23 protein-coding genes and 1 tRNA gene are annotated in these 23,270 nt (G+C 69.2%); 8 read left to right on the forward strand and 16 right to left on the reverse strand.

Annotated elements, in window-relative coordinates:
- Positions 1–5: 5 nt before the first annotated feature.
- The 5 genes from ACLBWJ_RS01835 to ACLBWJ_RS01855 are packed head-to-tail and all read right to left on the reverse strand — an operon-like array spanning position 6 to position 4,940.
- A complete protein-coding gene (locus ACLBWJ_RS01835; protein WP_269266274.1) occupies positions 6–893 on the reverse strand; it encodes a carbohydrate ABC transporter permease in 888 nt (295 codons plus the stop codon).
- A gap of 35 nt (positions 894–928) precedes the next feature.
- Positions 929–1,957, reverse strand: coding sequence for an ABC transporter permease (locus ACLBWJ_RS01840; RefSeq protein ID WP_114589445.1), 1,029 nt, complete (start codon positions 1,955–1,957; stop codon positions 929–931).
- Positions 1,958–1,999: 42 nt separating this feature from the next.
- Positions 2,000–3,088 (reverse strand): Gfo/Idh/MocA family protein, encoded by a 1,089-nt coding sequence (locus ACLBWJ_RS01845; RefSeq protein ID WP_274177836.1) that lies wholly within the window; start codon positions 3,086–3,088, stop codon positions 2,000–2,002.
- Positions 3,085–3,813, reverse strand: a complete 729-nt coding sequence (locus ACLBWJ_RS01850; RefSeq protein ID WP_274177835.1) for a cupin domain-containing protein — start codon at positions 3,811–3,813, stop codon at positions 3,085–3,087. Before ACLBWJ_RS01850 ends, ACLBWJ_RS01845 begins: the two co-directional genes overlap by 4 nt.
- Positions 3,810–4,940 carry a Gfo/Idh/MocA family protein gene (locus ACLBWJ_RS01855; RefSeq protein ID WP_274177834.1) on the reverse strand — a complete coding sequence of 377 codons (1,131 nt, stop codon included), beginning with the start codon at positions 4,938–4,940 and terminating at the stop codon, positions 3,810–3,812. Before ACLBWJ_RS01855 ends, ACLBWJ_RS01850 begins: the two co-directional genes overlap by 4 nt.
- A gap of 121 nt (positions 4,941–5,061) precedes the next feature.
- Between ACLBWJ_RS01855 and orn the strand changes: the two genes are divergently transcribed.
- From orn to ACLBWJ_RS01880, 5 genes are all read left to right on the forward strand, one after another.
- A complete protein-coding gene (orn, locus tag ACLBWJ_RS01860) occupies positions 5,062–5,685 on the forward strand; it encodes an oligoribonuclease (protein WP_354450679.1) in 624 nt (207 codons plus the stop codon).
- 38 nt (positions 5,686–5,723) lie between these two features.
- Positions 5,724–5,799: transfer RNA gene (locus ACLBWJ_RS01865), tRNA-His, on the forward strand.
- A gap of 27 nt (positions 5,800–5,826) precedes the next feature.
- Entirely contained in the window at positions 5,827–6,177 is a 351-nt protein-coding gene (locus tag ACLBWJ_RS01870) for a metallopeptidase family protein (RefSeq protein ID WP_274177833.1), read from the forward strand.
- Positions 6,168–6,467 (forward strand): ATP-dependent Clp protease adapter ClpS, encoded by a 300-nt coding sequence (gene clpS / locus ACLBWJ_RS01875; protein WP_112614614.1) that lies wholly within the window; start codon positions 6,168–6,170, stop codon positions 6,465–6,467. The genes ACLBWJ_RS01870 and clpS overlap by 10 nt, the downstream gene beginning before the upstream one ends.
- Positions 6,464–6,934, forward strand: a complete 471-nt coding sequence (locus ACLBWJ_RS01880; RefSeq protein WP_269266384.1) for a DUF2017 family protein — start codon at positions 6,464–6,466, stop codon at positions 6,932–6,934. The genes clpS and ACLBWJ_RS01880 overlap by 4 nt, the downstream gene beginning before the upstream one ends.
- Here the strand turns inward: ACLBWJ_RS01880 and ACLBWJ_RS01885 are convergent, their stop codons facing one another.
- The 6 genes from ACLBWJ_RS01885 to gatC all read right to left on the reverse strand — a co-directional run bounded on the left by ACLBWJ_RS01885 (position 6,935) and on the right by gatC (position 12,505).
- The gene (locus ACLBWJ_RS01885) at positions 6,935–7,513 is read right to left on the reverse strand and encodes a hypothetical protein (protein WP_354450683.1); all 579 of its coding nucleotides are present in this window, start codon (positions 7,511–7,513) and stop codon (positions 6,935–6,937) included.
- On the reverse strand, positions 7,488–7,808 hold the full coding sequence (locus ACLBWJ_RS01890; protein ID WP_112614608.1) for a hypothetical protein: 321 nt from the start codon (positions 7,806–7,808) through the stop codon (positions 7,488–7,490). The genes ACLBWJ_RS01885 and ACLBWJ_RS01890 overlap by 26 nt, the downstream gene beginning before the upstream one ends.
- A 40-nt stretch (positions 7,809–7,848) precedes the next feature.
- The gene (gene dinB / locus ACLBWJ_RS01895) at positions 7,849–9,108 is read right to left on the reverse strand and encodes a DNA polymerase IV (protein ID WP_114589364.1); all 1,260 of its coding nucleotides are present in this window, start codon (positions 9,106–9,108) and stop codon (positions 7,849–7,851) included.
- Between the two features lie 72 nt (positions 9,109–9,180).
- The gene (gatB, locus tag ACLBWJ_RS01900; RefSeq protein ID WP_269266387.1) at positions 9,181–10,698 is read right to left on the reverse strand and encodes an Asp-tRNA(Asn)/Glu-tRNA(Gln) amidotransferase subunit GatB; all 1,518 of its coding nucleotides are present in this window, start codon (positions 10,696–10,698) and stop codon (positions 9,181–9,183) included.
- On the reverse strand, positions 10,698–12,209 hold the full coding sequence (gene gatA, locus ACLBWJ_RS01905; RefSeq protein ID WP_354450686.1) for an Asp-tRNA(Asn)/Glu-tRNA(Gln) amidotransferase subunit GatA: 1,512 nt from the start codon (positions 12,207–12,209) through the stop codon (positions 10,698–10,700). The genes gatB and gatA overlap by 1 nt, the downstream gene beginning before the upstream one ends.
- Positions 12,206–12,505 (reverse strand): Asp-tRNA(Asn)/Glu-tRNA(Gln) amidotransferase subunit GatC, encoded by a 300-nt coding sequence (gene gatC / locus ACLBWJ_RS01910; RefSeq protein WP_112614600.1) that lies wholly within the window; start codon positions 12,503–12,505, stop codon positions 12,206–12,208. Before gatC ends, gatA begins: the two co-directional genes overlap by 4 nt.
- 52 nt (positions 12,506–12,557) lie before the next feature.
- On the opposite strand from gatC, the gene ACLBWJ_RS01915 reads away from it, so the two are divergent.
- Positions 12,558–14,255 (forward strand): long-chain-fatty-acid--CoA ligase, encoded by a 1,698-nt coding sequence (locus ACLBWJ_RS01915; RefSeq protein ID WP_447659638.1) that lies wholly within the window; start codon positions 12,558–12,560, stop codon positions 14,253–14,255.
- A 14-nt stretch (positions 14,256–14,269) separates the two neighbouring features.
- Here ACLBWJ_RS01915 and ACLBWJ_RS01920 read toward each other — a convergent pair whose 3' ends face one another.
- The 3 genes from ACLBWJ_RS01920 to ACLBWJ_RS01930 all read right to left on the reverse strand — a co-directional run bounded on the left by ACLBWJ_RS01920 (position 14,270) and on the right by ACLBWJ_RS01930 (position 17,747).
- Positions 14,270–14,761, reverse strand: coding sequence for a DUF4262 domain-containing protein (locus tag ACLBWJ_RS01920; protein ID WP_269266391.1), 492 nt, complete (start codon positions 14,759–14,761; stop codon positions 14,270–14,272).
- 67 nt (positions 14,762–14,828) lie between these two features.
- A complete protein-coding gene (ligA, locus tag ACLBWJ_RS01925) occupies positions 14,829–17,141 on the reverse strand; it encodes an NAD-dependent DNA ligase LigA (RefSeq protein WP_354450690.1) in 2,313 nt (770 codons plus the stop codon).
- A gap of 9 nt (positions 17,142–17,150) precedes the next feature.
- On the reverse strand, positions 17,151–17,747 hold the full coding sequence (locus ACLBWJ_RS01930; RefSeq protein WP_274177825.1) for a DUF4166 domain-containing protein: 597 nt from the start codon (positions 17,745–17,747) through the stop codon (positions 17,151–17,153).
- A gap of 100 nt (positions 17,748–17,847) precedes the next feature.
- On the opposite strand from ACLBWJ_RS01930, the gene ACLBWJ_RS01935 reads away from it, so the two are divergent.
- Positions 17,848–18,864: an epimerase gene (locus ACLBWJ_RS01935; protein ID WP_354450692.1), complete on the forward strand. Its 1,017-nt coding sequence runs from the start codon at positions 17,848–17,850 to the stop codon at positions 18,862–18,864.
- Here ACLBWJ_RS01935 and mnmA read toward each other — a convergent pair.
- Both mnmA and ACLBWJ_RS01945 read right to left on the reverse strand, forming a co-directional pair.
- Positions 18,821–19,918, reverse strand: a complete 1,098-nt coding sequence (gene mnmA / locus ACLBWJ_RS01940) for a tRNA 2-thiouridine(34) synthase MnmA (protein WP_323987634.1) — start codon at positions 19,916–19,918, stop codon at positions 18,821–18,823. The genes ACLBWJ_RS01935 and mnmA overlap by 44 nt on opposite strands.
- Positions 19,919–19,927: 9 nt before the next feature.
- Positions 19,928–21,127 (reverse strand): cysteine desulfurase family protein, encoded by a 1,200-nt coding sequence (locus ACLBWJ_RS01945; RefSeq protein WP_274178030.1) that lies wholly within the window; start codon positions 21,125–21,127, stop codon positions 19,928–19,930.
- A gap of 44 nt (positions 21,128–21,171) precedes the next feature.
- Here ACLBWJ_RS01945 and glgX point away from each other — a divergent pair, with 44 nt between their 5' ends.
- On the forward strand, positions 21,172–23,241 hold the full coding sequence (gene glgX / locus ACLBWJ_RS01950) for a glycogen debranching protein GlgX (RefSeq protein WP_354450695.1): 2,070 nt from the start codon (positions 21,172–21,174) through the stop codon (positions 23,239–23,241).
- Positions 23,242–23,270: the final 29 nt, after the last annotated feature.

Here is a 23,270-nt window from a genome sequence, read left to right on the forward strand (position 1 = left end):
GGGATTCAGCCCTTCACCGACCCGAGCATCACGCCCGAGACGAAGTAGCGCTGGATGAAGGGGTACAGGCAGATGATGGGGAGCACGGTGAGCAGCATCGTGACGGCCTGGATGTTCGAAGCGACCTGAGCGGACTCGCCGCCGATCGCTTCCTGGACCCCCGTCGCCGCGGCGATGAGGTTCCGTAGGTAGACGGTCACCGGGAACAGTGACTTGTCGTCCAGGAACAGGAAGGCGTTGAACCACGAGTTCCAGATGCTCACGGCGTAGAACAGCGTCATCGTCGCGAGCACGGCCTTCGACAGCGGCAGCACGATCCGGAAGAAGATGCCGTAGGTCGTGAGCCCGTCGATCGCTGCGGCTTCTTCGAGTTCCTCCGGGAAGTTCTCGAAGAAGGACTTCATGACGAGCAGGTTGAAGACGCTCAGCGCTCCGGGTACCACGACGGCCCAGATGCTGTTGCGCCAGCCGAGGTAGTTGGCGATGAGGATGTAGTTGGGGATGAGCCCGCCGCCGAAGAACATCGTGAACACCGCGATGCCGACGAAGAAGGTCCGTCCCTTCAGATACGGCTTGCTGAGCGCGTAGGCGTACGTCGTGGTGATCGCCATCGCGATGACGGTTCCGACGATCGTGTACAGGAACGTGTTCCCGTAGTTCGTCCAGAACGTGCCGTCGTTCATGACAACGCGGAACGTGTCGATGTTGAAGCCGCGCGGGATCAGGTTCACTTCGCCGGCGGCGATGTACCCCTCCGACGAGAACGCCTTGGCGACGAGGTTGATGAACGGATAGAGCGTCACGACGCAGACGAGCACGAGCGCGACGGCGTTCACCACACGGAAGGTGCGGTAACCCGCTGACTCCTTGATGATGCCGGTCTCCCGGCGCACGCGGGCACTGTCTGGCTTCGGGGGAAGGGCTTCGGTCACCACAGCGAGGTACCAACCAATCGACGGGAGAGGGCGTTCGCGCCGAGGACGAGCACGAGGCCGATGACGGCCTCGAACAGACCGATGGCCGTTCCGTACGAGAACTGGGCCGACTGGATGCCGACGCGGTAGAGATACGTAGAGATGACGTCCGCCGTCGAGTAGATGAGTGGATTCTGCAACAGCAGGACCTTCTCGAACCCGACGGCCATGAAGGAGCCGATGTTCAGGATGAGGAGCACCATCATCGTCGGGCGGATCCCCGGCAGTGTGATGTGCCAGGTCTGCTGCCAGCGATTGGCCCCGTCGATGCGGGCGGCCTCGTAGAGCTGATCGTCGATGGTGGTGAGCGCGGCGAGGTACAGAATCGTTCCCCAGCCGACCGTCTGCCACACCTCGGACGACACGTAGATGGAGCGGAACCACTCGGGGCGCTGCATGAACGGCACGGGGTCGCCCCCCATCGCCTCGACGACCTGGTTGACCGTCCCGTTCAGAGCGGTCAGCTGCAGCACCAGGCCGGCGACGATGACGACCGACATGAAGTGCGGAAGATACGAGATCGTCTGCACGATGCGCTTGAAGCGACGCGAGCGCAGCTCGTTGAGCATGAGCGCCAGGATGATCGGCAGCGGGAACGTGATCAGCAGGGTGAGGCCTCCGAGCACCACCGTGTTCCAGAACACCGTCCAGAACTGCTGGTTCGAGATGAACGCCTCGAAGTAGTAGAAGCCCACCCACTCGTCGCCGAAGATCGATCCCCCGGGGCGAAACCGCCGGAAGGCGATGACGTTTCCGAGCATCGGGATGTACCGGAACACGAGCAGGAAGACGACCGGCACGAGAAGGAAGGTGTACAGCCGCCAGTCGCGGACGAGGGCACGACGCCAGGTCTGCTTGGCTCGCGGGGTGCGATCACGGCGGAACAGTCGCCGCTTCGCGGGCGCCGTGGTGATCGCGCGCGTGGCGGTGCCCGGCCTCGGGCCCTCCCCGAGCCGAACCGGCGCGTGAACGGATTGCGTCATTCGGAACTCCACATCCTCGTGGTCTTCGTGACCGGGTCCCCGTCAGGGTGTCAGGACGGGCGCCGGCGACGGAGAGCCGATCACCGTCGCGCCCATCTGCGCGTGCAGGCTGAGCTCCGCCGCCATCAAGGCGTGGTCCTGGCTCATCGCGGTTTCGGTGCCATCGATGCAGTCGCGGATGAGCTGCCCGAAATACGGGAACCCCGTCATGCCGTTCGCGTTGAACCGGTGCTGCGCCTCCTGATTCACGAGGAGCACCTGGCCACCACCGTTGTCGGTCGTGATGTCGATGTACTTGCGCAGCTCGATGTACCCGTCGGTGCCCAGCAGAAGCGTGCGCCCGTCACCGAACACTCCCAAGCCGTCGGGGGTGAACCAGTCGACGCGGACGTATCCCGTCGCACCGTTGTCGAGGACCACGTGCGCGTCGCCGAAGTCCTGCAGGCCGGGAGTCTCCGGATGCGCGTAGTTCGCGATGGTCGAGGTCGACACCCGACCGGTCGTCGCACCCGTGTAATGGAGGATCTGGTCGAAGTTGTGGCTGCCGATGTCACAGAGGATGCCGCCGTACTGCGCCGGGTCGTAGAACCAATCGGGGCGTCCCCCGCCGATGCGATGCGGACCGAAGCACACGACCTGCACGACCCTGCCGATCGCGCCCCGCTGGACGAGCTGATCTGCGAGGATCGCCGCCTCCGAGTGCACGCGCTCGCCGTAGTACACCGCATAGAGCAGACCCGTCCGTGCGGTCGCCTCCCGGACGGCATCCAGTTGCGCGAAGGTCGTCAGGGGCGCCTTGTCGACGAAAGCGTGCTTCCCTGCGTCGATCGCCCGCAGTCCGATGGGCGCACGCTGCGACGGAATCGCGGCGGTCGCGACCAGCCGAACCGCGGGGTCGTTCAGGACCTCCTGCTCGCTCGAGGCGATGCGTGCCGTCGGATACTGCTTCGCGAACGCGGCGGCGCGTGCGTGATCCTCGTCGAACACCCAGGTCACCGTCGCCCCGGCGCCGATCAGTCCATCGGTCATGCCGAAGATGTGGCCGTGGTCGAGACCGACCGCCGCGAAAGCGAACTCGCCCGGAGGGACGACGGGGCGCGGGAGGGGGTCGAAAGTGTATGAATCGGTCATCGGGTGTTCTCCTGGTCTGTCAGGTCGTAGGCACGGATCCGTCCGCACATGCCGAAGGCGCGTTCCCCGGGGGGCGCGGGAGCGACACGGGCTCGGGCATCGCGCAGATGGGCGACGTCGCCGCGCGCGGTGGCCTCGGTGAGCGTCAGCGAGGTCTGCGCCTGAGCGAGCGCACCGGCGCGGACGAGCTCGCTCCAGGCGGCCGCCCGGTCGCGGACGAGCGCGCCGGCGCTTGCGTAGAAGTCGTCGAGCGGAGCCCGATCGCCGGCGGCGACCGCATCGCGCAAGGCCTGGAACCCCGTCACGGCCAGGTCCCGACGGCGAGCGGCGCGCGCGGCCCGCTCCTCCCCCTCGCCCAGTGCTGCCGCCTCGGCGTACGCCGCCGGGTCGCCGACGATATGCGGGGGGAAGGTCATGACGGCATCGCCGGCCTCCGGCAGTCCCGCGTTGCTCATCAGCACCAGCACCTTCAGCCCGCCGCGGTTGACCGCACGGTGGATCGTGCCCGGCGTGAACCAGACGACCGATCCGGCATTCAGCTCGGTCTCCCGGACCCCCTCGCCGTCGATCGTCTGAAGGGCGCCACGACCCTCGACGACGAGGTAAGCCTCCGTCGAGACGAGGTGGATGTGCGGACTGCCGCCGCAGATGCCATCGGGGGCGGCGTCGTGGTAGATGTCGAGGTGCGACAGCGAGGTGCCGCCGGGGAACGAGAGGCCGGTCACGATGCCGCCTCGATGAGTGAGTGCTGCTTCTCGTAGAAGCGGGGTGCGCGCTCGACGAGCTGGCCGGCGCGGTAGTAGGGGTCGTCGGCGGGGATCGGGAGGTCGACGAAGGTGCGCTCGATGCCCGCCTTGTAGATGGCCGAGACGACCTCGATCGCGTTGCGGCCGTCCCGCCCGTCCGCGACCGGAGCGCGCCCCTCCCGGATGGCGGCGAGCAGGTCTCCGATCTGCCCCGCGTGCCCGGTGTGCGCGAGAGGTTCCCGGGCAGTGACGACAGCCTCGATCGCTGCCACCAGCTCGGGATCACCGCCCTGCGCGGGGAATCCGCCACCATCGGCGCGCTCGGCGATCACCCGCCACGGCTGCGACACCCGGGCGTTCGCCCCCTGGATGACGATCTCCTGCTCTTCCCCGTGATGGACCACGGAGCTGGTGAGCTGGGCGAGCCCGCGTTCGTAGCGGAGGACCGCGACGGAGAGATCCTCGACCTCGCTGTTGTCGTGCTGCGCGTTGGCGAGCATCGCGGTCACCTCCATCGGGCGGCCGAGGAGCCACAGCAGCAGGTCGATGTGGTGAATCGCGTGGTTGAGGGTGCAACCGCCGCCCTCCTTCTCCCAGGTGCCACGCCACCAGAGGTCGTAGTAGGGCAGCCCGCGCCACCACGCCGAATCCACCCGCACGGAGGAGATCGGACCGAGAAGCCCCGAGTCGACGACGGTTTTGAGCGTCGCCAGGTCGTCGCGGAACCGGTTCTGTGCGACGACCGAGAGCACCTTGCCTGAGCGCTCCTGGGCGGCCAGCATCGCGTCGCACTCTTCGAGGGACGGCGCCATCGGCTTCTCGACCAGCACATTCACACCGCCGTCCAACGCCGCGATCGAGAGGGCCGCGTGCGTCGACGGCGGAGTCGCGATGCTGACGAGGTCCAGATCGGCCTCCGCGATCATCCGGAGCGGGTCGTCGTAGCCGGCGGCATCCCTCAGGCCGAACTCCTCGGCCTTCTGCGCCGCCTTTCCCGGCATGACGTCGGCAAGGGCGACGATCTCGCACTCCCCAGGGAACGCGAGGTACCCGCCGATGTGGGCACTCGCTATGCCGCCCGTGCCGATGATGCCGATTCTGAACATGCTTCCTCGCACTTCTACTACGTATTACTACGACGTAGTAGTCATGATGGTCGCATCTGCCGCGCGCGGTCAACAGTTTTCTAAAACGACCGTGTCGCGACCGGTCACTAGGATGGGCGACATGGTGGGAGCAGCCGAGAACGACCGTCTCGTATGGATCGATTGCGAGATGACGGGGCTGGATCTCAGCGTCGACGAGCTCGTCGAGGTGGCGGTCATCGTCACCGACTACGAGCTGCGGCAGCTCGACCCGGGCTTCCAGCTCGTCATCCGTCCGAGCGAGGCGGCGCGAGCGAACATGGGCGACTTCGTGACCGCGATGCACGAGACGTCGGGCCTGCTTTCCGAGCTCGACTCGGGCGTCCCCCTCGTCGATGCTGAAGCGGCGGTGCTCGAGTACATCCAGCGCTTCGTGCCCGAAGGCAAGGCAGCCCTCGCCGGCAACACGATCGGCACCGACCGGATGTTCCTCGCGAAGTACATGCCCCGGGTCGACTCCTGGCTGCATTACCGCAACGTCGACGTCTCGAGCATCAAGGAGCTCTCGCGGCGCTGGTTCCCCCGCGCCTACTTCCAGGCACCGGCCAAGGACGGCGGACACAGGGCGCTGGCCGACATCCGAGAGTCGATCCGCGAGCTCGCCTACTACCGTTCCGCCGTGTTCGTGCCGGCGCCCGGACCCACGAGCGACGAGGCTCGGGCAGCCGCTGAGGCCGCCGTGTCGTCGTATGCCCCATCCGTGTAATACAATCGTCTGGTTGCCCGGTTTCACCGGGAGACATGGTGGCTATAGCTCAGTTGGTAGAGCACCGCGTTGTGGTCGCGGGGGTCGCGGGTTCAAGTCCCGTTAGCCACCCCACGTAAACACCCCGGTCCGGGAGTGCAGATGATCGAGATGGATGTCGAGGAGTTCGAGCTCCTCGTCACCGACGAGCTGGATCGCCTCCCCGACGACATGGTCGACGGACTCGACAACGTCATCTTCGTCGTCGAAGACCGCCCGGAAGACGGCAGCCTCGACCTGCTCGGCCTCTACGACGGCTACGCCCTCACAGAGCGCGAGCGCTACGGGCAGGGTGAGCTCCCCGACCGCATCATCGTCTACCGCGAACCGCATCTTCACGCGTGCGCCGACGTCGCCGGCCTTCGCGACGAGGTCCACACCACGCTGGTCCACGAGATCGCCCACTTCTACGGCATCGACGACGACCGCTTGCACGAGCTCGGATGGGCCTGATGAGCACCGCTCTCCCCGACCTCGACATCGAGACCGACCTCCGTGCTGCGCCCGACGAACCATGGCAGACCGTCGTGTGGAACGACCCGGTGAACCTCATGTCGTATGTGGTCCACGTCTTCCGGACCTACTTCGGGTACTCGCGCGACCGCGCGACGCAGCTCATGCTCTCCGTCCATCACGAGGGGCACGCGATCGTCGCCGAGGGTCCGCGCGAAGCGATGGAGGCGCACACGCGCGCGATGCACGAATTCGGCCTCTGGGCGACGGTCAGACGGGCGAACGAATGACCACGACCATCGTTTTCGCGCTGCCCGCGGCCGAGGCGGACTATCTCCGCGAACTCGTCGATCAGTACCTCGAGCTCGTCGAAACCCCCGACGATCCTCGGGATCCGGCAGCCCGCCGGCTCTCCCCCGACGCATACCCGGACGACCCGGCTGCCGCGACGGAGTTCCGCGCCCTCACACGAGACGATGTCGCTGCGACACGCGCCGCGGATGCGCGCCTGGTGCTGGCCACCCTCGCGAGAGGCTCCCGCGATCGCTCCACCCATACGGCATCCGGCGAGGGACTCACGCTCGATCCGCACGAGCAGACGGCGTGGCTGAGGACGCTCGCTGGGCTCCGTCTGGTGCTTGCGGAGCGCATCGGCATCACCGACGAGAGCATCATGCCGGTGGGGGATCCCCGCTTCGACGTCTACGAGTGGCTCGGGTACCGGCAGGAGATGCTGCTGCAAGCACTCGACGGATGATCAGACCAGTTCGACGACGTGCGTCGCGAGGCGGCGGGGATCGTTCCGAGCGATGTGGTCCTGCTCCTGCGCCGCCCAGCGCTCCCAGTGCGGCCGATAGGTCTCACCGTCGCGGTCCAGGGCACGCCGCTTGCGCACATCACTCGGCGCGTCCAACCAGATCCGTACGGTCGCGAAGGCTGCGGCCGCAGCAGTCAGCGCACCGCTGCCCTCCAGGATGACCGACTCGTCGCCCTTCAGCGCGCGATCCTGGCCATAGCGGTCCGCCGCCCAATCCCACTGCTGCCAGCGCGCGGGCGCGCCTGTGCGACGCGGGGCGAGCACGCGCGCGACGGCGTACTCGGCACCCGCAGCGAGGCCGTCCCATCCGGGATACAGCTCATCGAGCGCGACCAACTGCGGCGGCTGCGCGCCGTCCCACTGTCGCTCGAGCTCGCGCGCCAGCGTGGACTTTCCCGCGCCGCTGCGCCCATCGATGATCACGACGTCGCCCGGCGAGACCTCGTCGAGGACGGTGCGGACGAGCGCCGCCGAGGTCAGGCGCGCGACGGCCCTACTTCTTGAGGGCGCGGATGACACGGCTGAGAGCGCGGCCCACGACCCAGACGAAGGGAATGCCGACGGCGACCAGCGACACGAGGTTCGGCTCGAAACGCAGATCATCGCCCTTGCGCACGTACGCCCCGACGGGGATGGCGTAGCCGCCGCCCCCGCCGCCGCTGTTTCCCTCATTGTCCTCGCCGGCCCCGAAGCCGCTCCACGTCAGCGCGACCGGAATGAGCGTGATGCCGTCGACATCCTGCTGTTCGCCGTAGACGCTGGTGACGCCGAGATTCGCGGTCTGCTTGCCGAGTTCGAGTGCGAGGTTGGGCATGGACCCACCGTACCCTCCCCCGGGTGCCGCGGTACAGGTGTCAATGTTCGTGGTCGGGGCGCGGGTTGGTCGGCATGGCGCCGACGTCGCGACGAGGTCCGAGCACGCTCGCCCGCGTGACCGCACCCCGGCCGAAGCGGGCGCGGGCCCCGTCGAGGGCGTCGTCGACGCGGCGCCATTCCTCATCGTCGTCCCAGAGCGTGAGGCCTCCCGTGCCGTCCGGACGCAGCTTCTCGGCTCGGACGCCGATGAGTCGCACCGGTTGCGAGAGCTCCACCGACGAAAGCAACTCGATCGCCGCTGACCCGATGCGCTGCCCGACGTTCGTCGCCAGGGGCAGAGTCTGCGAGCGGGAGTACGTCGAGAAGTCGCTCAGTCGCACCTTGATCGACACCGTCCCAGCCTCCCAGCCGCCAGCGCGCAGTCGCGCGCCCACCCGGTCGGCCAGACGCCTGAGCTCGGAACGGAGCACCGTGAGGTCGGTGACGTCGTGGGAGAACGTCTCCTCGTGCGAGATGCTCTTCTCGGCCCGTTCGGTCTGCACCTGACGAGCGTCGTGACCGCGCGAGAGATGCCACACGCGCTCGCCCATCGCCGGACCGAGCGCACGGTCGAGGACGGAGCGCGGGGTGTCCCACACGTCGGCCACCGTCCGGATGCCGCGCGCGAGGAGGGCCTCGGCGGCTTTGGGGCCCACGCCCCACAGGGCACCGACCGGGCGACCTGCGAGGAAGCGGAGCGTCTGGTGCTCGGCGACGACGAGGAGCCCGTCAGGCTTGGAGATCGTCGACGCCATCTTGGCGACGTGCTTCGTCGCCGCGACCCCCACGCTGCAGGTGAGGCCGGTCTCGCTCAGCACGCGCCGTCGAATGAGCTGCGCGATCTCGCGTGGGCTCCCCCAGAGCCGACGGGCCCCGCTCACGTCGAGGAACGCCTCGTCGATCGAGAGCGGCTCGACCAGTGGCGTGATCGACCGGAAGATCTCCATCACGCGTCGAGAGAGCTCCGTGTAGCGCTCGAACGTCGTCGGGACCACGATGGCCTGCGGGCACAGCTGCAGGGCGCGCGCGACCGGCATCGCCGACCGGACGCCGAAGCGCCGCGCTTCGTACGAGGCGCTCGAGACGACGCCGCGGCGCTCCACGCCGCCGACGATGATGGGCTTGCCCGCGAGGGACGGGTCGTCCAGCACCGCGACGGCCGCGTAGAAGGCGTCCATGTCGACGTGGAGGATGCGGGTGCCGGTGTCGTCCGCATCCGGCGGCGACACGATGCGTCCCGTGCCGTCGCCGCGTCCCATGCTTCTATTGTCGCGGGTACCGCCGACAACGGCCGCGCCGTCGGACGACGCGGCCGTGCGACGAAGCTGCGCCTACTGGGCCGCGCGCTCGAGGATCAGCTCGCGCACGCGCGCGGCGTCGGCCTGACCCTTCATAGCCTTCATGACCGCGCCGATCACCGCTCCCGCAGCCTGCACCTTGCCGTCCTTGATCTTCGCCAGGACGTCCGGCTGAGCGGCGAGGGCGTCGTCGATCGCGGCGATCAGAGCGCCGTCGTCCGACACCACAGCCAAGCCGCGCGAATCCACGACCTCCTGGGGCGAGCCTTCGCCGTCGATCACGCCCTCGAGCACCTGGCGCGCCAGCTTGTCGGTCAGGGTTCCGGCATCCACCAGCTTCTGCAGCGCCGCCACGTCAGCCGGCGAGACGAGCGCCTGCGGCTCGGCCCCACGCGCGTTCGCGACGCGCGTGATCTCGCCGGTCCACCACTTGCGGGCCGAAGCGGGCGACGCCCCCGCCGCGACCGTCGCGTCGACCTCGGCGAGCAGGCCGCCGTTGACGACGTCCTGGAACTCGAGGTCGGTGAAGCCCCATTCGCCCTGCAGCCGGCGGCGTCGGGCAGCCGGCGGCTCGGGAAGGGCCGCGCGGAGCTCGTCGATCAGCTGCGGCGACGGTGCGACCGGCAGCAGATCGGGCTCCGGGAAGTACCGGTAGTCGTCGGCATCCGACTTCGGGCGCCCCGGCGAGGTCGTGCCGGTGTCCTCATGCCAGTGCCGAGTCTCCTGCGTGATGGTGCCGCCCTCGGCGAGGATGGCGGCCTGACGCTGGATCTCGTAGCGCACCGCACGCTCGACGGAGCGCATCGAGTTGACGTTCTTCGTCTCGGTACGCGTGCCGAGCTTCTCCTGGCCCCGGGGACGCAGCGACACGTTCGCGTCGCACCGCAGGTTCCCCCGCTCGAGGCGCGCCTCCGAGATACCCAGGCCGATGACGATGTCGCGGATCGTGCGGACATAGGCCTTCGCGATCTCCGGCGCGCGGTGCTCGGCACCGAAGATCGGCTTGGTCACGATCTCGACGAGCGGCACTCCGGCTCGGTTGTAGTCGACGAGCGAGAACTCGGCGCCCTGGATACGACCCGCGGCGCCGCCCATGTGCGTGAGCTTGCCCGCATCCTCCTCCATGTGGGCCCGCTCGATGTCGACGGTGACGGTGGTGCCGTCGGACAGCTCCACCTCGACCGCGCCCTCGAACGCGATCGGCTCGTCGTACTGCGAGATCTGGTAGTTCTTGCCGAGGTCCGGGTAGAAGTAGTTCTTCCGCGCGAAGCGGCTCGAGGGTGCGATCGAGCAGCCGAGCGCGAGACCCAGGCTGATCGACGACCGGATCGCCGTCTCGTTCACGACAGGGAGCGCCCCGGGCAGACCCATGTCGACGGGCGCGACGAGGGTGTTCGGAGCTGCGCCGTGGTTGTCGGGGTGAGCCGGGTTCGCAGCCGGCGAGAACATCTTCGTGCGCGTGTTCAGCTCGACGTGCACCTCGAAGCCGAGCACGGGCTCGAACAGCTCCAGCGCCTTGTCGAAGTCCATCAGTGCGACCTTGGCAGCCATCAGCGTGCCCCTCCCAGGATCGGTGCGCGGTCGAGCAGCGGGCCGCCCCAGCTGTCGACGAGCAGAGACTCGAGCGCGGCGCCCACCCGATACAGCTGTGCGTCCTGGCGCGCCGGAGCGATGAACTGGATACCGACCGGCAGACCATCGTCATCCGACAGCCCCGACGGAATGGAGATCCCCGGAACGCCGGCGAGATTGACCGGGATGGTCGTCACGTCGTTCAGGTACATCTGCAGCGGATCGTCGATCTGCTCGCCGAGACGGAACGCGGTCGTGGGTGCGGACGGAGTCGCGATGACATCGACCTGCGCGAAAGCTTCGTCGAAATCGCGCTGGATGAGCGTCCGCACCTTCTGAGCGCTGCCGTAGTAGGCGTCGTAGTAGCCGGCCGACAGGGCGTAGGTGCCCAGGATGATGCGGCGCTTGACCTCGTCGCCGAAGCCGGCTTCGCGGGTCGCCGACATGACGTCCTCGACGGTGCCGCCGGGCACGTCGACGCGAAGTCCGAACCGCACCGAGTCGAACTTCGCGAGGTTGCTCGACGCCTCGGCCGGGAGGATCAGGTAGTACGCGGCGACCCCGTACTCGAAGTGGGGTGCACTGATTTCGACGATCTCCGCGCCCTGCGCCTCCACCGCCGCCAAAGATGCGCGGAACGACGCGCTGACGCCGGGCTGGAAGCCGACATCGGCGAGCTCGCGGATGACGCCGACCTTGAGTCCGCGCAGCACATCGCCCCGGGCACCCTCGCGCGCTGCCGCGGCGAAGGACGGCCACTGGTCCGCCAGCGACGTCGAGTCGTGCGGGTCGTGGCCGCCGATGACGTCGTGCAGCAGAGCCGAGTCGAGAACGGTGCGCGAGACGGGACCGACCTGGTCGAGACTCGAGGCGAGCGCGATGGAGCCGTAGCGGCTGACGCCACCGTACGTCGGCTTCACTCCGACCGTGCCCGTGACGTGCGCGGGCTGACGGATCGAGCCGCCGGTGTCGGATCCGAGGGCGAGCGGCGCCTCGAACGCGGCGACGGCGGCGGCGGAACCGCCCCCGGAGCCGCCGGGGATGCGGTCGAGGTCCCACGGATTGCGGGTCGGCCCGTACGCGGAGTGCTCCGTCGAGGAGCCCATCGCGAACTCGTCCATGTTCGTCTTGCCGAGCGGGACGAGTCCCGCAGCACGAGCGCGCGCCACGACCGTCGCGTCGTAGGGCGACATGAAGCCCTCGAGGATCTTCGACCCACTCGTCGACGGCATGTCCGTGGTGACGAGCACGTCCTTGATCGCGAGGGGCACACCCGCCAGCTCGCCGAGCTCCTCACCCGCGGCGCGGCGCGCGTCGATCTCGCCCGCCACCTCGAGGGCGTGCTCGGAGACGTGCAGGAACGCGTGCACGTCACCATCGACGGCGGCGATGCGGTCGAGGTGAGCCTGAGTCACCTCGACGCTGCTGATGCTGCGGTCGGCCAGACGGGCGGCGAGCTCGGCGGCGCTCGACCGGATGAAGTCGCTCACTGCTCCTCCCCCAGGATCGCGGTCACGCGGAAACGGTCGTCCGCTCGTTCGGGTGCGTTCTGGAGAACCTGGTCGAGCGTGAGCATGTCGCCGGGGACGTCCTCGCGGAAGACGTTCTCGAGGGCGATCGGGTGGCTCGTCGCCGGAACATCCGGCGTCGCCACCTCCGACACCTTCGCGATGTTGTCGACGATCGCGTCGAGCTGTCCCGTGAGACGCTCGACCTCCTCGTCGTTCAGCTGGATCCGGGCGAGCACGCCGAGGTGGCGCACGAGATCGGGGGTGATTTCAGACACCCGACGATTCTAGTTGGGGCCCGATCGCCCGCGAGACCCGTAGGGTGTCAGCGTGACGACCTACGACCCGCCACGTCCCTGGATCGCCAGCTACGCCGACGGGGTGCCGGAGGACCTCCCGCCCATGGAGGGCTCGCTCGTCGACATCGTGGCGACGTCCGCACGGGAGCATCCCGACGCCCCCGCCCTGGAGTTCTTCGGCCGCACCGTCTCGTACCAGCAGCTGCAGGACCGGATCGAACGAGCCGCCGCGTACCTGCGGGATGCCGGTGTGCGCCGCGGCGACCGGGTGGCTATCGTGCTGCCCAACTGCCCGCAGCACATCGTGGCCTTCTACGCCGTTCTGCGCCTGGGGGCCGTCGTCATCGAGCACAACCCGCTCTATACCCCGCGCGAGATGCGCAAGCAGTTCGAAGATCACGGCGCGAAGGTCGCCATCGTCTGGAGCAAGCTCGTCTCGGTGCTGCTCGACTTCCCCGACGATCTGGCCCTCAACGCCGTGATCGCCGTCGACATCACCACGGCCATGCCGTTCCACATGCGGGCGGCGCTCCGCCTGCCCATCGCCAAGGCGCGCGAGTCGCGTGAAGCACTCACCTCTCCCGTGGCCCGCAATCGCGTGCACGGATTCTGGTCGGATGCCGAACGCCACGATCCCCTGCCGGCGAGCCACGTGGGTCCGACCACGGGTGATCTCGCTCTCATCCAGTACACCAGCGGCACGACGGGCAACCCCAAGGGCGCGGCGCTCACCCATCGAAACCTCCTGGCGAACGCGGCCCAGGCGCAGGCGTGGACCCCGACGATCGAGCGCGGCGCGGGTTGCGTCGTCTACGCGGTGCTGCCGATGTTCCACGCGTACGGCCTGACCCTCTGCCTCACTTTCGCGATGTCGATGGGTGCGCGGCTCGTCCTCTTCCCGAAGTTCGATCCGGCCCTCGTGCTCGCGGTGCACAAGCGGCATCCGGCCACTCTCCTGCCCCTGGTTCCGCCGATCGCCGAGCGGTTGCTTGCGGCCGCCGATGCGGCGGGCGTGTCACTCGCGGGCACGCAGGTCGCGATCTCCGGCGCGATGGCGCTCCCCCACGAGCTCGTCGTGCCGTTCGAGGCATCGACGGGCGGATACCTCGTCGAGGGATACGGGCTGTCGGAATGCTCCCCCGTCCTGATGGCCAATCCCGTGGCCGGGAACCGTGTCCCCGGCACCGTCGGTCTACCGCTTCCCGGCACCGAGTGCCGCGTCGTGGACCCGGACGAACCGACACGGGACGTCGAGCCCGGCGGGCGGGGCGAGCTACTGGTCCGCGGCCCCCAGGTGTTCACCGGCTACTACGGCAAGCCCGAGGAGACCGAGAAGGTCTTCGTCGACGGCTGGTTCCGCACGGGCGACATCGTGACGATCGACGAGGCGGGATTCGTGCGGATCGTCGACCGGATCAAGGAACTCATCATCACCGGCGGCTTCAACGTCGCACCGACCGAGGTCGAGATCGCGCTGCGTCAGCACCCGCAGATCGCCGACGCCGCCGTCGTCGGGCTGCCCAGCGAGCATTCCGGCGAGGATGTCGTGGCCGCCGTGGTCGCCGCCCCCGGGGCGACAATCGACGAGGCCGACGTGCGGGACTTCTGCCGCGGCATCCTGACGCCCTACAAGGTGCCGCGTCGGGTGGTCGTCGTCGACGAGCTGCCGAAGTCGATGATCGGCAAGGTCTTGCGTCGCCAAGTCCGCGATCGGCTCCTCGCGGGCTGATCCCCGCCCTTCGCTCACGCGCGGAAGGCGCCCGGCTCCGGCTGCAGCCAGCGCGGCCTGCTGTACCCCTCATCCCAGGGGAAGCGACCCTCGATATCGTCGTAGATCAGCTGGAGGGCCGGGACCGAGGCGAACGGCGGCCGGTCGTAGTACGAGTTGGCCGAGAACAGCACCTCGCCGGGGTTCGGGACCTCCGCCACGCTCACGCGATGCGCCCAGCCGGGGAATGACAGCACCTCGCCGACCGTGAGATCCGACCCGGCCCGCACACGCGCCGCAACGTCGTTGATGAGAGCACCCGCGTTCGCGTCATTCAATCCGAAGACGAGGACCTCGGGATGACCGAGGCCGAACAAGCCGATCGAGTATGCGAAGCTCGGCTGGCGGCGCGGCGGGTCGCCGATGACATACTCGGCCGCCACACCGTAACGCCGTATGGTCTCGGTGACGCGGCGGTGCTCCTGATCGAGCCAGGCGATCTCCTGCGGGGTGAGCGGATCTGACATGCGGCCTCCTTGTGATCGTCGTCACTCTAGGTCGAGCCGCAGACACCGGTCTCGCGTCATCCCCTGTTCAGGAATCGAGGGCCGCTGGCCCCTGCTCGACGAGGAGGCGGAACTGCGCGGCATCGATGATCCGCACACCGAGCTGTTCTGCCTTGGCCAGCTTGGATCCTGCGCCCGGCCCCGCCGCGACGAAGTCGGTCTTCTTCGAGACGGACGAGCCGGCCTTTCCACCGGCGGCGAGGATCGCCTCCTGGGCGCCTTCGCGGGTGTAGCCCTCGAGCGATCCCGTCGCCACGACGGTGATGCCCTCGAGAACTCCGCCCTCGACCACGGCTGCGCCCGGTCCGGGGTGACCCGGTACCTCGAGCCGCGCCCCGGCGGCTTCCCATCGCTCGACGATCTCGCTGTGCCAGTCGACCTCGAACCAGTCGATCAGAGAATCCGCGATGATGCCGCCCACGCCCTCGACGGCCGCCAGTTCGTCCCGCGTCGCCGCACGGATCGCGGCGATCGAGCCGAACCACTGCGCGAGGGCACGCGCCGCGACCGGACCGACGTGGCGGATGCTGAGCGCGACGAGGAACCGCCACAGCTCCTTCGTCTTCGCCTTCTCGAGCTCGTCGAGCAGCTTCAGTGCCTGCGCCGACGGTTGCGGTCCGGTCAGCCCATCCTTCTTCTCCGCAGCCGAGGGGTTGCGCCGGAAGGGAGCACGCCGCACGGGTTCGCCCGTCTTCTCGTCCACACGGGGCTCGCCCGTCTCGGAGTCGCGGACGATGACCTCGATCGGCACGAGCTGATCGAGGGTGAGCTCGAAGAGAGCGGCCTCGGTCACCAGCGGCGGGGTGGCGTCGCCCAGCGGCTGCGTGAGGGCGGCTGCCGTGACCTCTCCGAGCGCCTCGATGTCGAGGGCGCCGCGGGACCCGACGTGCTCGACGCGACCACGCACCTGCGCCGGGCAGGAGCGCGCATTGGGGCAGCGGAGGTCGATGTCGCCCTCCTTGGCGGGGCGCAACGGCGACCCGCACTCGGGGCAGTTCGTGGGCATGACGAACGCGCGTTCCGTGCCGTCGCGCAACTCGACCACGGGTCCCAGTACTTCGGGGATGACGTCCCCCGCCTTCCGCAGCACCACGGTGTCGCCGATGAGGACGCCCTTGGCGCGGACGACGTCCTGGTTGTGCAGCGTCGCCTGCCGCACGACGCTGCCCGCGACGCGGGCGGGCGCCATCACGGCGAAGGGCGTGGCCCGGCCGGTGCGACCGACCGACACGACGATGTCGAGCAGCTTGGTATTGACCTGTTCCGGCGGGTACTTGTAGGCGATCGCCCAGCGAGGTGCGCGACTGGTCGCGCCCAGCTCGTCGTGCAGCGCCAGCTCGTCGATCTTCACGACCACACCGTCGAGCTCGTGCTCGACGCTGTGACGGTTCTCGCCGAAGTGCGCGACGTAGCCGAGCACGCCGTCGATGCTCTCGTGGGTCTGCGAGTGCGGGCTGATGGGCAGACCCCATTCAGCCAAGAGCGCATAGATCTCGCTCTGCGACGACACCGGCGGATTCTGCCAGGCTCCGATCCCGTGCACGTAGAGCCGGAGTGAGCGGACGCGGGCCTCGGAGGCTTCGAGCTCGAGACCCGACTTCTTGTCGAGCTGCTGGCGCAGCCCCCCGCTCGCGGCGTTGCGAGGGTTCGCGAAGGCCGGGAATCGGCGCTCGGCGCTGATGCGCGCGCGTTCCTCGTCGAACGCGCGGGAACGGGACCGCGCATCTTCGACCACACGATCGCGCATCTCGGCCTGGAGCGCGTTGAGCTGAGCGAACTCAGCGACGGGGATGAAGATCTCGCCGCGCACCTCGACGACCGCCGGGTGCCCGTCTCCCGCGAGGCGCTCGGGGATGCCGCTGACGCGCAGGGCGTTCACGGTGACGTCCTCACCGACGCGGCCGTCGCCGCGTGTCGCGGCAGATGTCAGGACGCCGTTCTCGTAGCGCAGGCTGATCGCGAGTCCGTCGATCTTGAGTTCGGAGAGCCAACGGACAGGACGGCCGGCGGACGCCGCTGCCTTGACGCACCAATCGGTCAGCTCTTCGGGCGAGAAGACGTTGTCGAGGCTCAGCATCCGTTCGGCGTGCGTGACCGGCGCGAACAGCGTCGACTCGGCGGCGCCGACCGTCTGCGTGGGCGAGTCCTGCGACTGCAGCTCGGGATGCACTCGCTCGAGCTCGTCGAGGCGACGCATCCACCCGTCGTACGTCGCATCGTCGACGACCTCGGCATCGCGACCGTAGTACGCGTCGCGCGCCGCGGTGATCCGGTCGATCAGGTCACGGGATTCTGCGCGCGCCTCGTCGAGGGTGATCTCGGGGAGTTCTCCGTCTGCCACCTCGTCAGTCTAGGCAGGGGGTACGACGCCGCGGACGGGGTTCCCGTCGGCCGGCTGGATGCGGTACGTGAACGAACCGTGATAGCGGAAGAGCTCCCCGATCAGCCACGCCCGCACGCTCACCTCGACGCGCTGCGCCACGGCATCCGCGTGGTCCGCAGTCTCGGTCACGGCCACTCCCGCCACCGGAGGAAGCGGCAGCCGCGCCGCACCCAATCGGACGGCGAGTCCCACGGACCGCATCCGCATCCCGCGGAGGTCGGCTTCGGCGCGAAGGCGCACTTCCAGCCCGCCCCGACGACCGAGACGGTCGACGATCTCGCCGGTTCGAGCGCAGCTCATCGCGTCGACCATGCGCCGCGGGGCACCGGCGAAGAGGAAGTCGCGCTCCGCGTGGAGAGAATCGTCCCGCCGGGGCGTGTTCACGACCACGAACGGTACGTCGGTACCCCGTTCGGGGAACATCACCCCGCGCCCAGCGAACAAGCGGACGATGGGCCGCAGCCAGCGGGGGCCGCAGTAGCCCGCCTCGTCGTAGATGCCCTCTCCGACCCCGACGCACCCCGCGGGTATCGAGCCGAAGTAGACGCGGAGCACGGGCGGCATGCGCGAGAGGTCCCCCCCGAGCGCGCGTTCGTATATCGACCGATCGTGCGGACCGTTTCCTCCGGTACTGAACATGTTCAGAAACTACTACGATGACCGTATGAGCAACACCCGCCCCCGCGCCGTCGTGGCCGGCGCCTCCGGATTCATCGGCACCGCAATCGTCGACGCGCTCACGACCGACGGTTATACCGTCGACACGATCGGGCGCGCGTCCGGCAGGACGTGGGACGATGCGGCCGCCGTGGCCCGCCTCATCGACGGCGCGGATCTCCTCGTCAACCTGGCAGGCAAATCGGTGGACTGCCGCTACACCGATCGCAACCGCGACGAGATCCTGCGCTCGCGGGTGGCGACGACGCGCGACCTCTCCGCTGCCGTCCGCCGGGCCGCACAACCGCCGCGACTCTGGGTCAACGCGTCGACCGCCACGATCTACCGTCACGCGACCGACCGGCCGAACTCCGAATCAGACGGCGAGCTCGGGAGCGGCTTCTCCGTCGACGTGGCACGCGCATGGGAGGCGGCGTTCTTCAACGGCGAGCTTCCGCGGACGCGCCGCGTCGCCCTGCGGATGGCCATCGTCCTGGGCCCGGGGCCCGCCACCGCCATGCTGCTGACGCTGGCCCGCGTCGGCCTCGGCGGCCCGCAGATCGATGGTCCGATCATGCCGCACCGCCGCTATCGCGGCATCGGCGATCACCCGACCGGGAGCACCGCACCCTGGTATCGCACGCGCGGGCGGCAGCGGTTCAGCTGGGTGCACATCGACGACGTCGTGGGCACGCTGCGCTGGGTCGATGCGCACGAGGACATGGCGGGAATCGTCAACGTCGTGAGTCCGCACGCATCGGATAACCGCACCCTCATGCGAGAGCTGCGCTCCACCGTCGGGATGCCGTTCGGCGTTCCCTCCTGGCGGTGGATGCTCGAACCCGCGATGTGGCTCCTGCGCACCGAACCGGAACTCGTGCTGAAGAGCCGTTGGGTCGTCCCCGAGCGCCTCCTCGAAGCGGGGTACCGGTTCCGCTACACGGAGCTGGCCGACGCGCTGCGCGCCGCCGCCGGCTCGATCAGGCGTCGACCGGGACGGCCGAGACGGTCCGGTCGATCGTGAACTGTCCGAGAACGCGCGAGCCGTCGTAGATCACGGCCGTCTGACCCGGAGCCACGCCGTCGAAGGCAGTGTCAGGGGTCACGACGATCTCGTTCTCGGTGATCTCGGCTCGGGCCGGGACAGGATCGGCGTGCGCCCGGATCTGCGCTTCGCAGGCGAAGACGCGCTCGGACGGCGCCCGCCCGGCCCACGTGAAGCGGCCCCCCGCGATCTCAGCGGTCGCCAGCGCCTCCTTCGGACCCACCACGACACGGTTGTCCACCGGGCGCACCTCGAGCACGAAGCGAGGCTTGCCGTCCGGCGCTGGAACGCCCAGCTGGAGGCCTCGGCGCTGACCCACGGTGAACGCGTGCGCCCCCTCGTGACGTCCGACCACCGCTCCCGTGCGGTCGACGATCTCGCCCGCCTCGGCGCCGACCTTCTCGGCGAGCCACCCTCGGGTGTCGCCGTCGGGGATGAAGCAGATGTCGTGACTGTCGGGCTTCTGCGCGACCGTCAGACCACGCTCGGCCGCCTCCGCGCGCACCTCGCCCTTCGAGGGCGTCGACCCGAGCGGGAAGTAGGTGTGGGCGAGCTGCTCCGCCGTGAGCACGCCGAGGACGTACGACTGGTCCTTCGCGGCATCCGACGCGCGGTGCAGCTCGCGTCCCTCGGGGCCGTCGACCAGGAGGGCGTAGTGACCGGTGCACACAGCATCGAATCCGAGTTCGATGGCGCGCTCGAGGAGCGCCGCGAACTTGATCTTCTCGTTGCACCGCATGCACGGGTTCGGTGTCCGGCCGGCGCGGTACTCCGCGACGAAGTCGTCGATGACGTCATCGCGGAAGCGCTCGGAGAAGTCCCAGACGTAGAAGGGGATGCCGAGGAGGTCGGCGGCGCGGCGCGCGTCCATCGCATCCTCGATCGTGCAGCAGCCGCGGCTGCCGGCCCGCAGCGTGCCGCCCGCGCGGGAGAGCGCGAGGTGTACGCCGACGACGTCGTGCCCGGCGTCGACGGCTCGGGCCGCGGCGACCGCCGAGTCGACGCCGCCGCTCATCGCAGCCAGTACTCGCATCGCCCCAGTCTACGTGCGGGCTGCACGCCCGGCGCGGGCGGCGACCGCACGCCGGTGCACCTCGGGAAGGGCCGCGAGGAACGCGTCGACGTCGGCGTCGGTGCTCGTGCGCCCGAGGGTCAGACGCAGCACCGCACGGGCGTCGTCGGCGTCACGTCCCAGGGCGAGCACGACGTGCGAGGGCTCCGTGACCCCGGCCTGGCAAGCCGAACCGGTCGACACCGCGATCCCGACCGTGTCGAAGAGGAACAGGAGAGTCTCGCCGATCGTGCCCGGGAAGAGCACATGGACGTTGCCGGGCAGCCGGTCGCGAAGATCGCCCAGGATGACCGCCGACGGCACGAGCGATCGGATGCCCTCGATCAGGCGACCGCGAAGGCGCTCGACCCGGACCGCCTCGTGGGCGCGCTCGGCCTCGGCGATGTCGAGCGCCGCCGCGAACGCCGCCGCCCCGGCGACATCCTGGGTACCCGCGCGAAGCCCCCGCTGCTGGCCACCGCCGTGCGCGAGGGGTGTCAGCTGCGCGTGGCGCGATACGACGAGCGCGCCCGTGCCCACTGGGGCGCCGACTTTGTGGCCGGAGACGGACATGGCCACGAGGCCGTCGGGCGTCGCGCCCCCGCCCCGCCACGCCGCGAAGTCGAGGGCGACGGTGCCGAGCGCCGCGACCGCGTCGAGGTGCAGCGGCACCCCCGCGTCGCGCGCCGCCCGGGCGAGCGCCGCCGCATCGTTGCGCGTTCCGACCTCGTTGTTGGCGACGAGCGCGGTCGCGAGAGCAGCGCCGGGCAGCGCGTCGGCGAACAGAGCGGGATCGATCCGGCCGACGGAGTCGAGACCGACGGGGCGCACGGCGGCACCCCAGCGCGACGCGAGCCACGCGACCGCATCGATCGTGGCGTGGTGTTCGCCGTCAGGCAGCACGATCGGCCCGGTCGCGGAGGACTCGGCGCCGGCGTCGGCGGCGAGCCAGAGCCCTTTGACGGCCAGGTTGATCGCCTCGGTCCCCCCGGACGTGAAGACCACCTCGATGGGCTCGCAGCCGAGCGCCGACGCGACCGCATCGCGCGCATCCTCGAGGAGCCGGCGCGCCGCCTGTCCCGCGCCGTGCACCGACGAGGCGTTGCCGAGCGTCTCGTGGGCCGACAGCCACGCATCGCGCGCTTCCGGGCGGAGCGCGGTCGTCGCAGCATGATCGAGATAGACGACCATCCGACCTCCCCGGGCGTTCACCGACGCTCATTACTGTAGATCGCATGCCCGACAGCACCAGCCCAGCCGGACTGCACGATCCCCGATTCACCGACCTCGGCGTCACGCTCCGCGAGAACGGCGGCACCCTTCGGGTCTGGTCCGAGCGGGCGACATCGATCGACGTGGTGCTGTTCGATGACGACGACCTCGACTGGGCCGTCGACGAGCGACCGCTCGAGCCCGTCGGCGACGGGATCTGGGCAGCCGACATCGAGACGCTGCGGCCCGGAGTCCGGTACGCGCTGCGCGTGGATGGACCGCACGGGGCGGGCAACGTCTTCAACCCCCAGACCCTTCTACTCGACCCGTACGCTCGCGGCGTCGTCTCGGGCGCCCCGGGCGATCACCGCTCGGTCGTGATCGACTCGGGCTTCGACTGGGGCGGCATCCGTAAACCGCGGGTCCCCCGGGACCGCACGGTCATCTACGAAGCGCACGTCAAAGGCCTCACCAAGCGGCATCCCGACATCCCCCCGGCGTTGCACGGCACATACGCCGGACTCGGTCACCCGGCGATGATCGACCATCTCCGCTCGCTCGGCGTCACGAGCGTCGAGCTTCTGCCGATCCACGCCTTCGAGAGCGAGCCGCGGCTGCTCGCTCTGGGGCTGGCCAACTACTGGGGCTACAACACGCTCGGGTTCTTCGCGCCCCACGCGGCCTACGCCACGCAGGACGCGCGCCGCAGCGGCCCCACCGCCGTCCTGAAAGAGCTCAAACGCACAGTGCGCGCTCTTCACGCCGCCGGCATCGAGGTCATCCTGGACGTCGTCTACAACCACACCGCCGAACTCGAGCTGGGCGGACCGCGGTCGAGCTTCCGAGGCATCGACAACCGCGGCTACTACCGCCAGCAGGACGACGGCGCCTACATCGACGTGACCGGCTGCGGCAACTCCGTCGACACGTCGACCCACGCCGCCGCACGACTGATCCTCGACTCTCTGCGCTATTGGAGCAAGGAGGTGCAGATCGACGGGTTCCGCTTCGACCTGGCTGTGACCCTCGGTCGTGACGCCGAGCACGTGTTCGATCCGGACCACCCGTTGCTGCGGGCGATCGCCGACGACCCCATCCTGCGCGACGACAAGATCATCGCGGAGCCGTGGGACGTCGGGCTGGGCGGCTGGCACACCGGCGGGTTCGGCGACGGATGGCAGGAGTGGAACGATCGCTACCGCGACGGGGTCCGCAACTTCTGGCTCAGCGACATCGACTACCTGCGCCGAGCCGGAACCTCACCGGCCGGCGTCGGCGGACTCGCCACGCACCTCGCGGGCTCTGCGCCGCTGTTCGGCGCGAAGCGCGGTCCGCTGGCGGGGGTGAACTTCATCACCGCGCACGACGGCTTCACCCTGCGCGACCTGGTCTCTTACGACGTCAAGCACAACGACGCCAACGGCGAGCAGGGCCGCGACGGCGCAGACACGAACCGGTCCTTCAACCACGGCGCCGAGGGCGACACGTCGCTCGAGCACATCCTGTCTGCGCGGCATCGCGCGATCCGAAACCTGGTCGGGACCCTCCTGCTGTCGGCCGGAGTGCCGATGCTGACCGCCGGAGACGAGATGGGCCGCACACAACTCGGTAACAACAACGCCTACTGTCACGACAGCGCCCTGACCTGGGTCGATTGGCAGCTCGCGGACTGGCAGGTCGACCTGCTCGCGCACGTGCGGGAACTCACGCGGCTGCGCGCCGAGAACCCGGCCCTGCGCCCCGTGCGGTACGCCGCCCCGGACGACGAGGTGCCCGAGGCATCCGTCATCCAGTGGTTCGACGCGCAGGGCCAGCCCATGACGCAGGCGACATGGACCGATCCGGAGCAGCGCACCCTCCAATACGTCGCGACGTCGACGCCGGCGCACGAACCCGCCAACTGCGTGCTCCTCATCATCCACGGCCGCGAGGACGACGCAGAGGTCGTGCTGCCACCCGTCGGCGCGGCGTCATCTCTGGTGTCCCTCTGGTCGAGCGCCGACGAGCGTCCCCGAGAGAACGGCGCGCGATTCGCCCCGGGCGACCGCCTCCCCCTCTCGGGGCCGACGTTGCATTTGCTCAGAGCGGAGTGAGGCGCAAGCCCGTTTTTCGAACTCGTCCA

This window comes from Microbacterium sp. M4A5_1d, assembly GCF_053345465.1.

What these genes read in the sequence shown, in the direction of transcription:
- ACLBWJ_RS01840 (WP_114589445.1), bottom strand. Translation starts at nt 1,957, where the DNA reads ATGACGCAATCCGTTCACGCGCCGGTTCGGCTCGGGGAGGGCCCGAGG.
- ACLBWJ_RS01845 (WP_274177836.1), bottom strand. Translation starts at nt 3,088, where the DNA reads ATGACCGATTCATACACTTTCGACCCCCTCCCGCGCCCCGTCGTCCCT.
- ACLBWJ_RS01855 (WP_274177834.1), bottom strand. Translation starts at nt 4,940, where the DNA reads ATGTTCAGAATCGGCATCATCGGCACGGGCGGCATAGCGAGTGCCCAC.
- orn (WP_354450679.1), top strand. Translation starts at nt 5,062, where the DNA reads ATGGTGGGAGCAGCCGAGAACGACCGTCTCGTATGGATCGATTGCGAG.
- ACLBWJ_RS01870 (WP_274177833.1), top strand. Translation starts at nt 5,827, where the DNA reads ATGATCGAGATGGATGTCGAGGAGTTCGAGCTCCTCGTCACCGACGAG.
- clpS (WP_112614614.1), top strand. Translation starts at nt 6,168, where the DNA reads ATGGGCCTGATGAGCACCGCTCTCCCCGACCTCGACATCGAGACCGAC.
- ACLBWJ_RS01880 (WP_269266384.1), top strand. Translation starts at nt 6,464, where the DNA reads ATGACCACGACCATCGTTTTCGCGCTGCCCGCGGCCGAGGCGGACTAT.
- ACLBWJ_RS01890 (WP_112614608.1), bottom strand. Translation starts at nt 7,808, where the DNA reads ATGCCCAACCTCGCACTCGAACTCGGCAAGCAGACCGCGAATCTCGGC.
- dinB (WP_114589364.1), bottom strand. Translation starts at nt 9,108, where the DNA reads ATGGGACGCGGCGACGGCACGGGACGCATCGTGTCGCCGCCGGATGCG.
- gatB (WP_269266387.1), bottom strand. Translation starts at nt 10,698, where the DNA reads ATGGCTGCCAAGGTCGCACTGATGGACTTCGACAAGGCGCTGGAGCTG.
- ACLBWJ_RS01920 (WP_269266391.1), bottom strand. Translation starts at nt 14,761, where the DNA reads ATGTCAGATCCGCTCACCCCGCAGGAGATCGCCTGGCTCGATCAGGAG.
- ACLBWJ_RS01930 (WP_274177825.1), bottom strand. Translation starts at nt 17,747, where the DNA reads ATGCCGCCCGTGCTCCGCGTCTACTTCGGCTCGATACCCGCGGGGTGC.
- ACLBWJ_RS01935 (WP_354450692.1), top strand. Translation starts at nt 17,848, where the DNA reads ATGAGCAACACCCGCCCCCGCGCCGTCGTGGCCGGCGCCTCCGGATTC.
- mnmA (WP_323987634.1), bottom strand. Translation starts at nt 19,918, where the DNA reads ATGCGAGTACTGGCTGCGATGAGCGGCGGCGTCGACTCGGCGGTCGCC.
- ACLBWJ_RS01945 (WP_274178030.1), bottom strand. Translation starts at nt 21,127, where the DNA reads ATGGTCGTCTATCTCGATCATGCTGCGACGACCGCGCTCCGCCCGGAA.
- glgX (WP_354450695.1), top strand. Translation starts at nt 21,172, where the DNA reads ATGCCCGACAGCACCAGCCCAGCCGGACTGCACGATCCCCGATTCACC.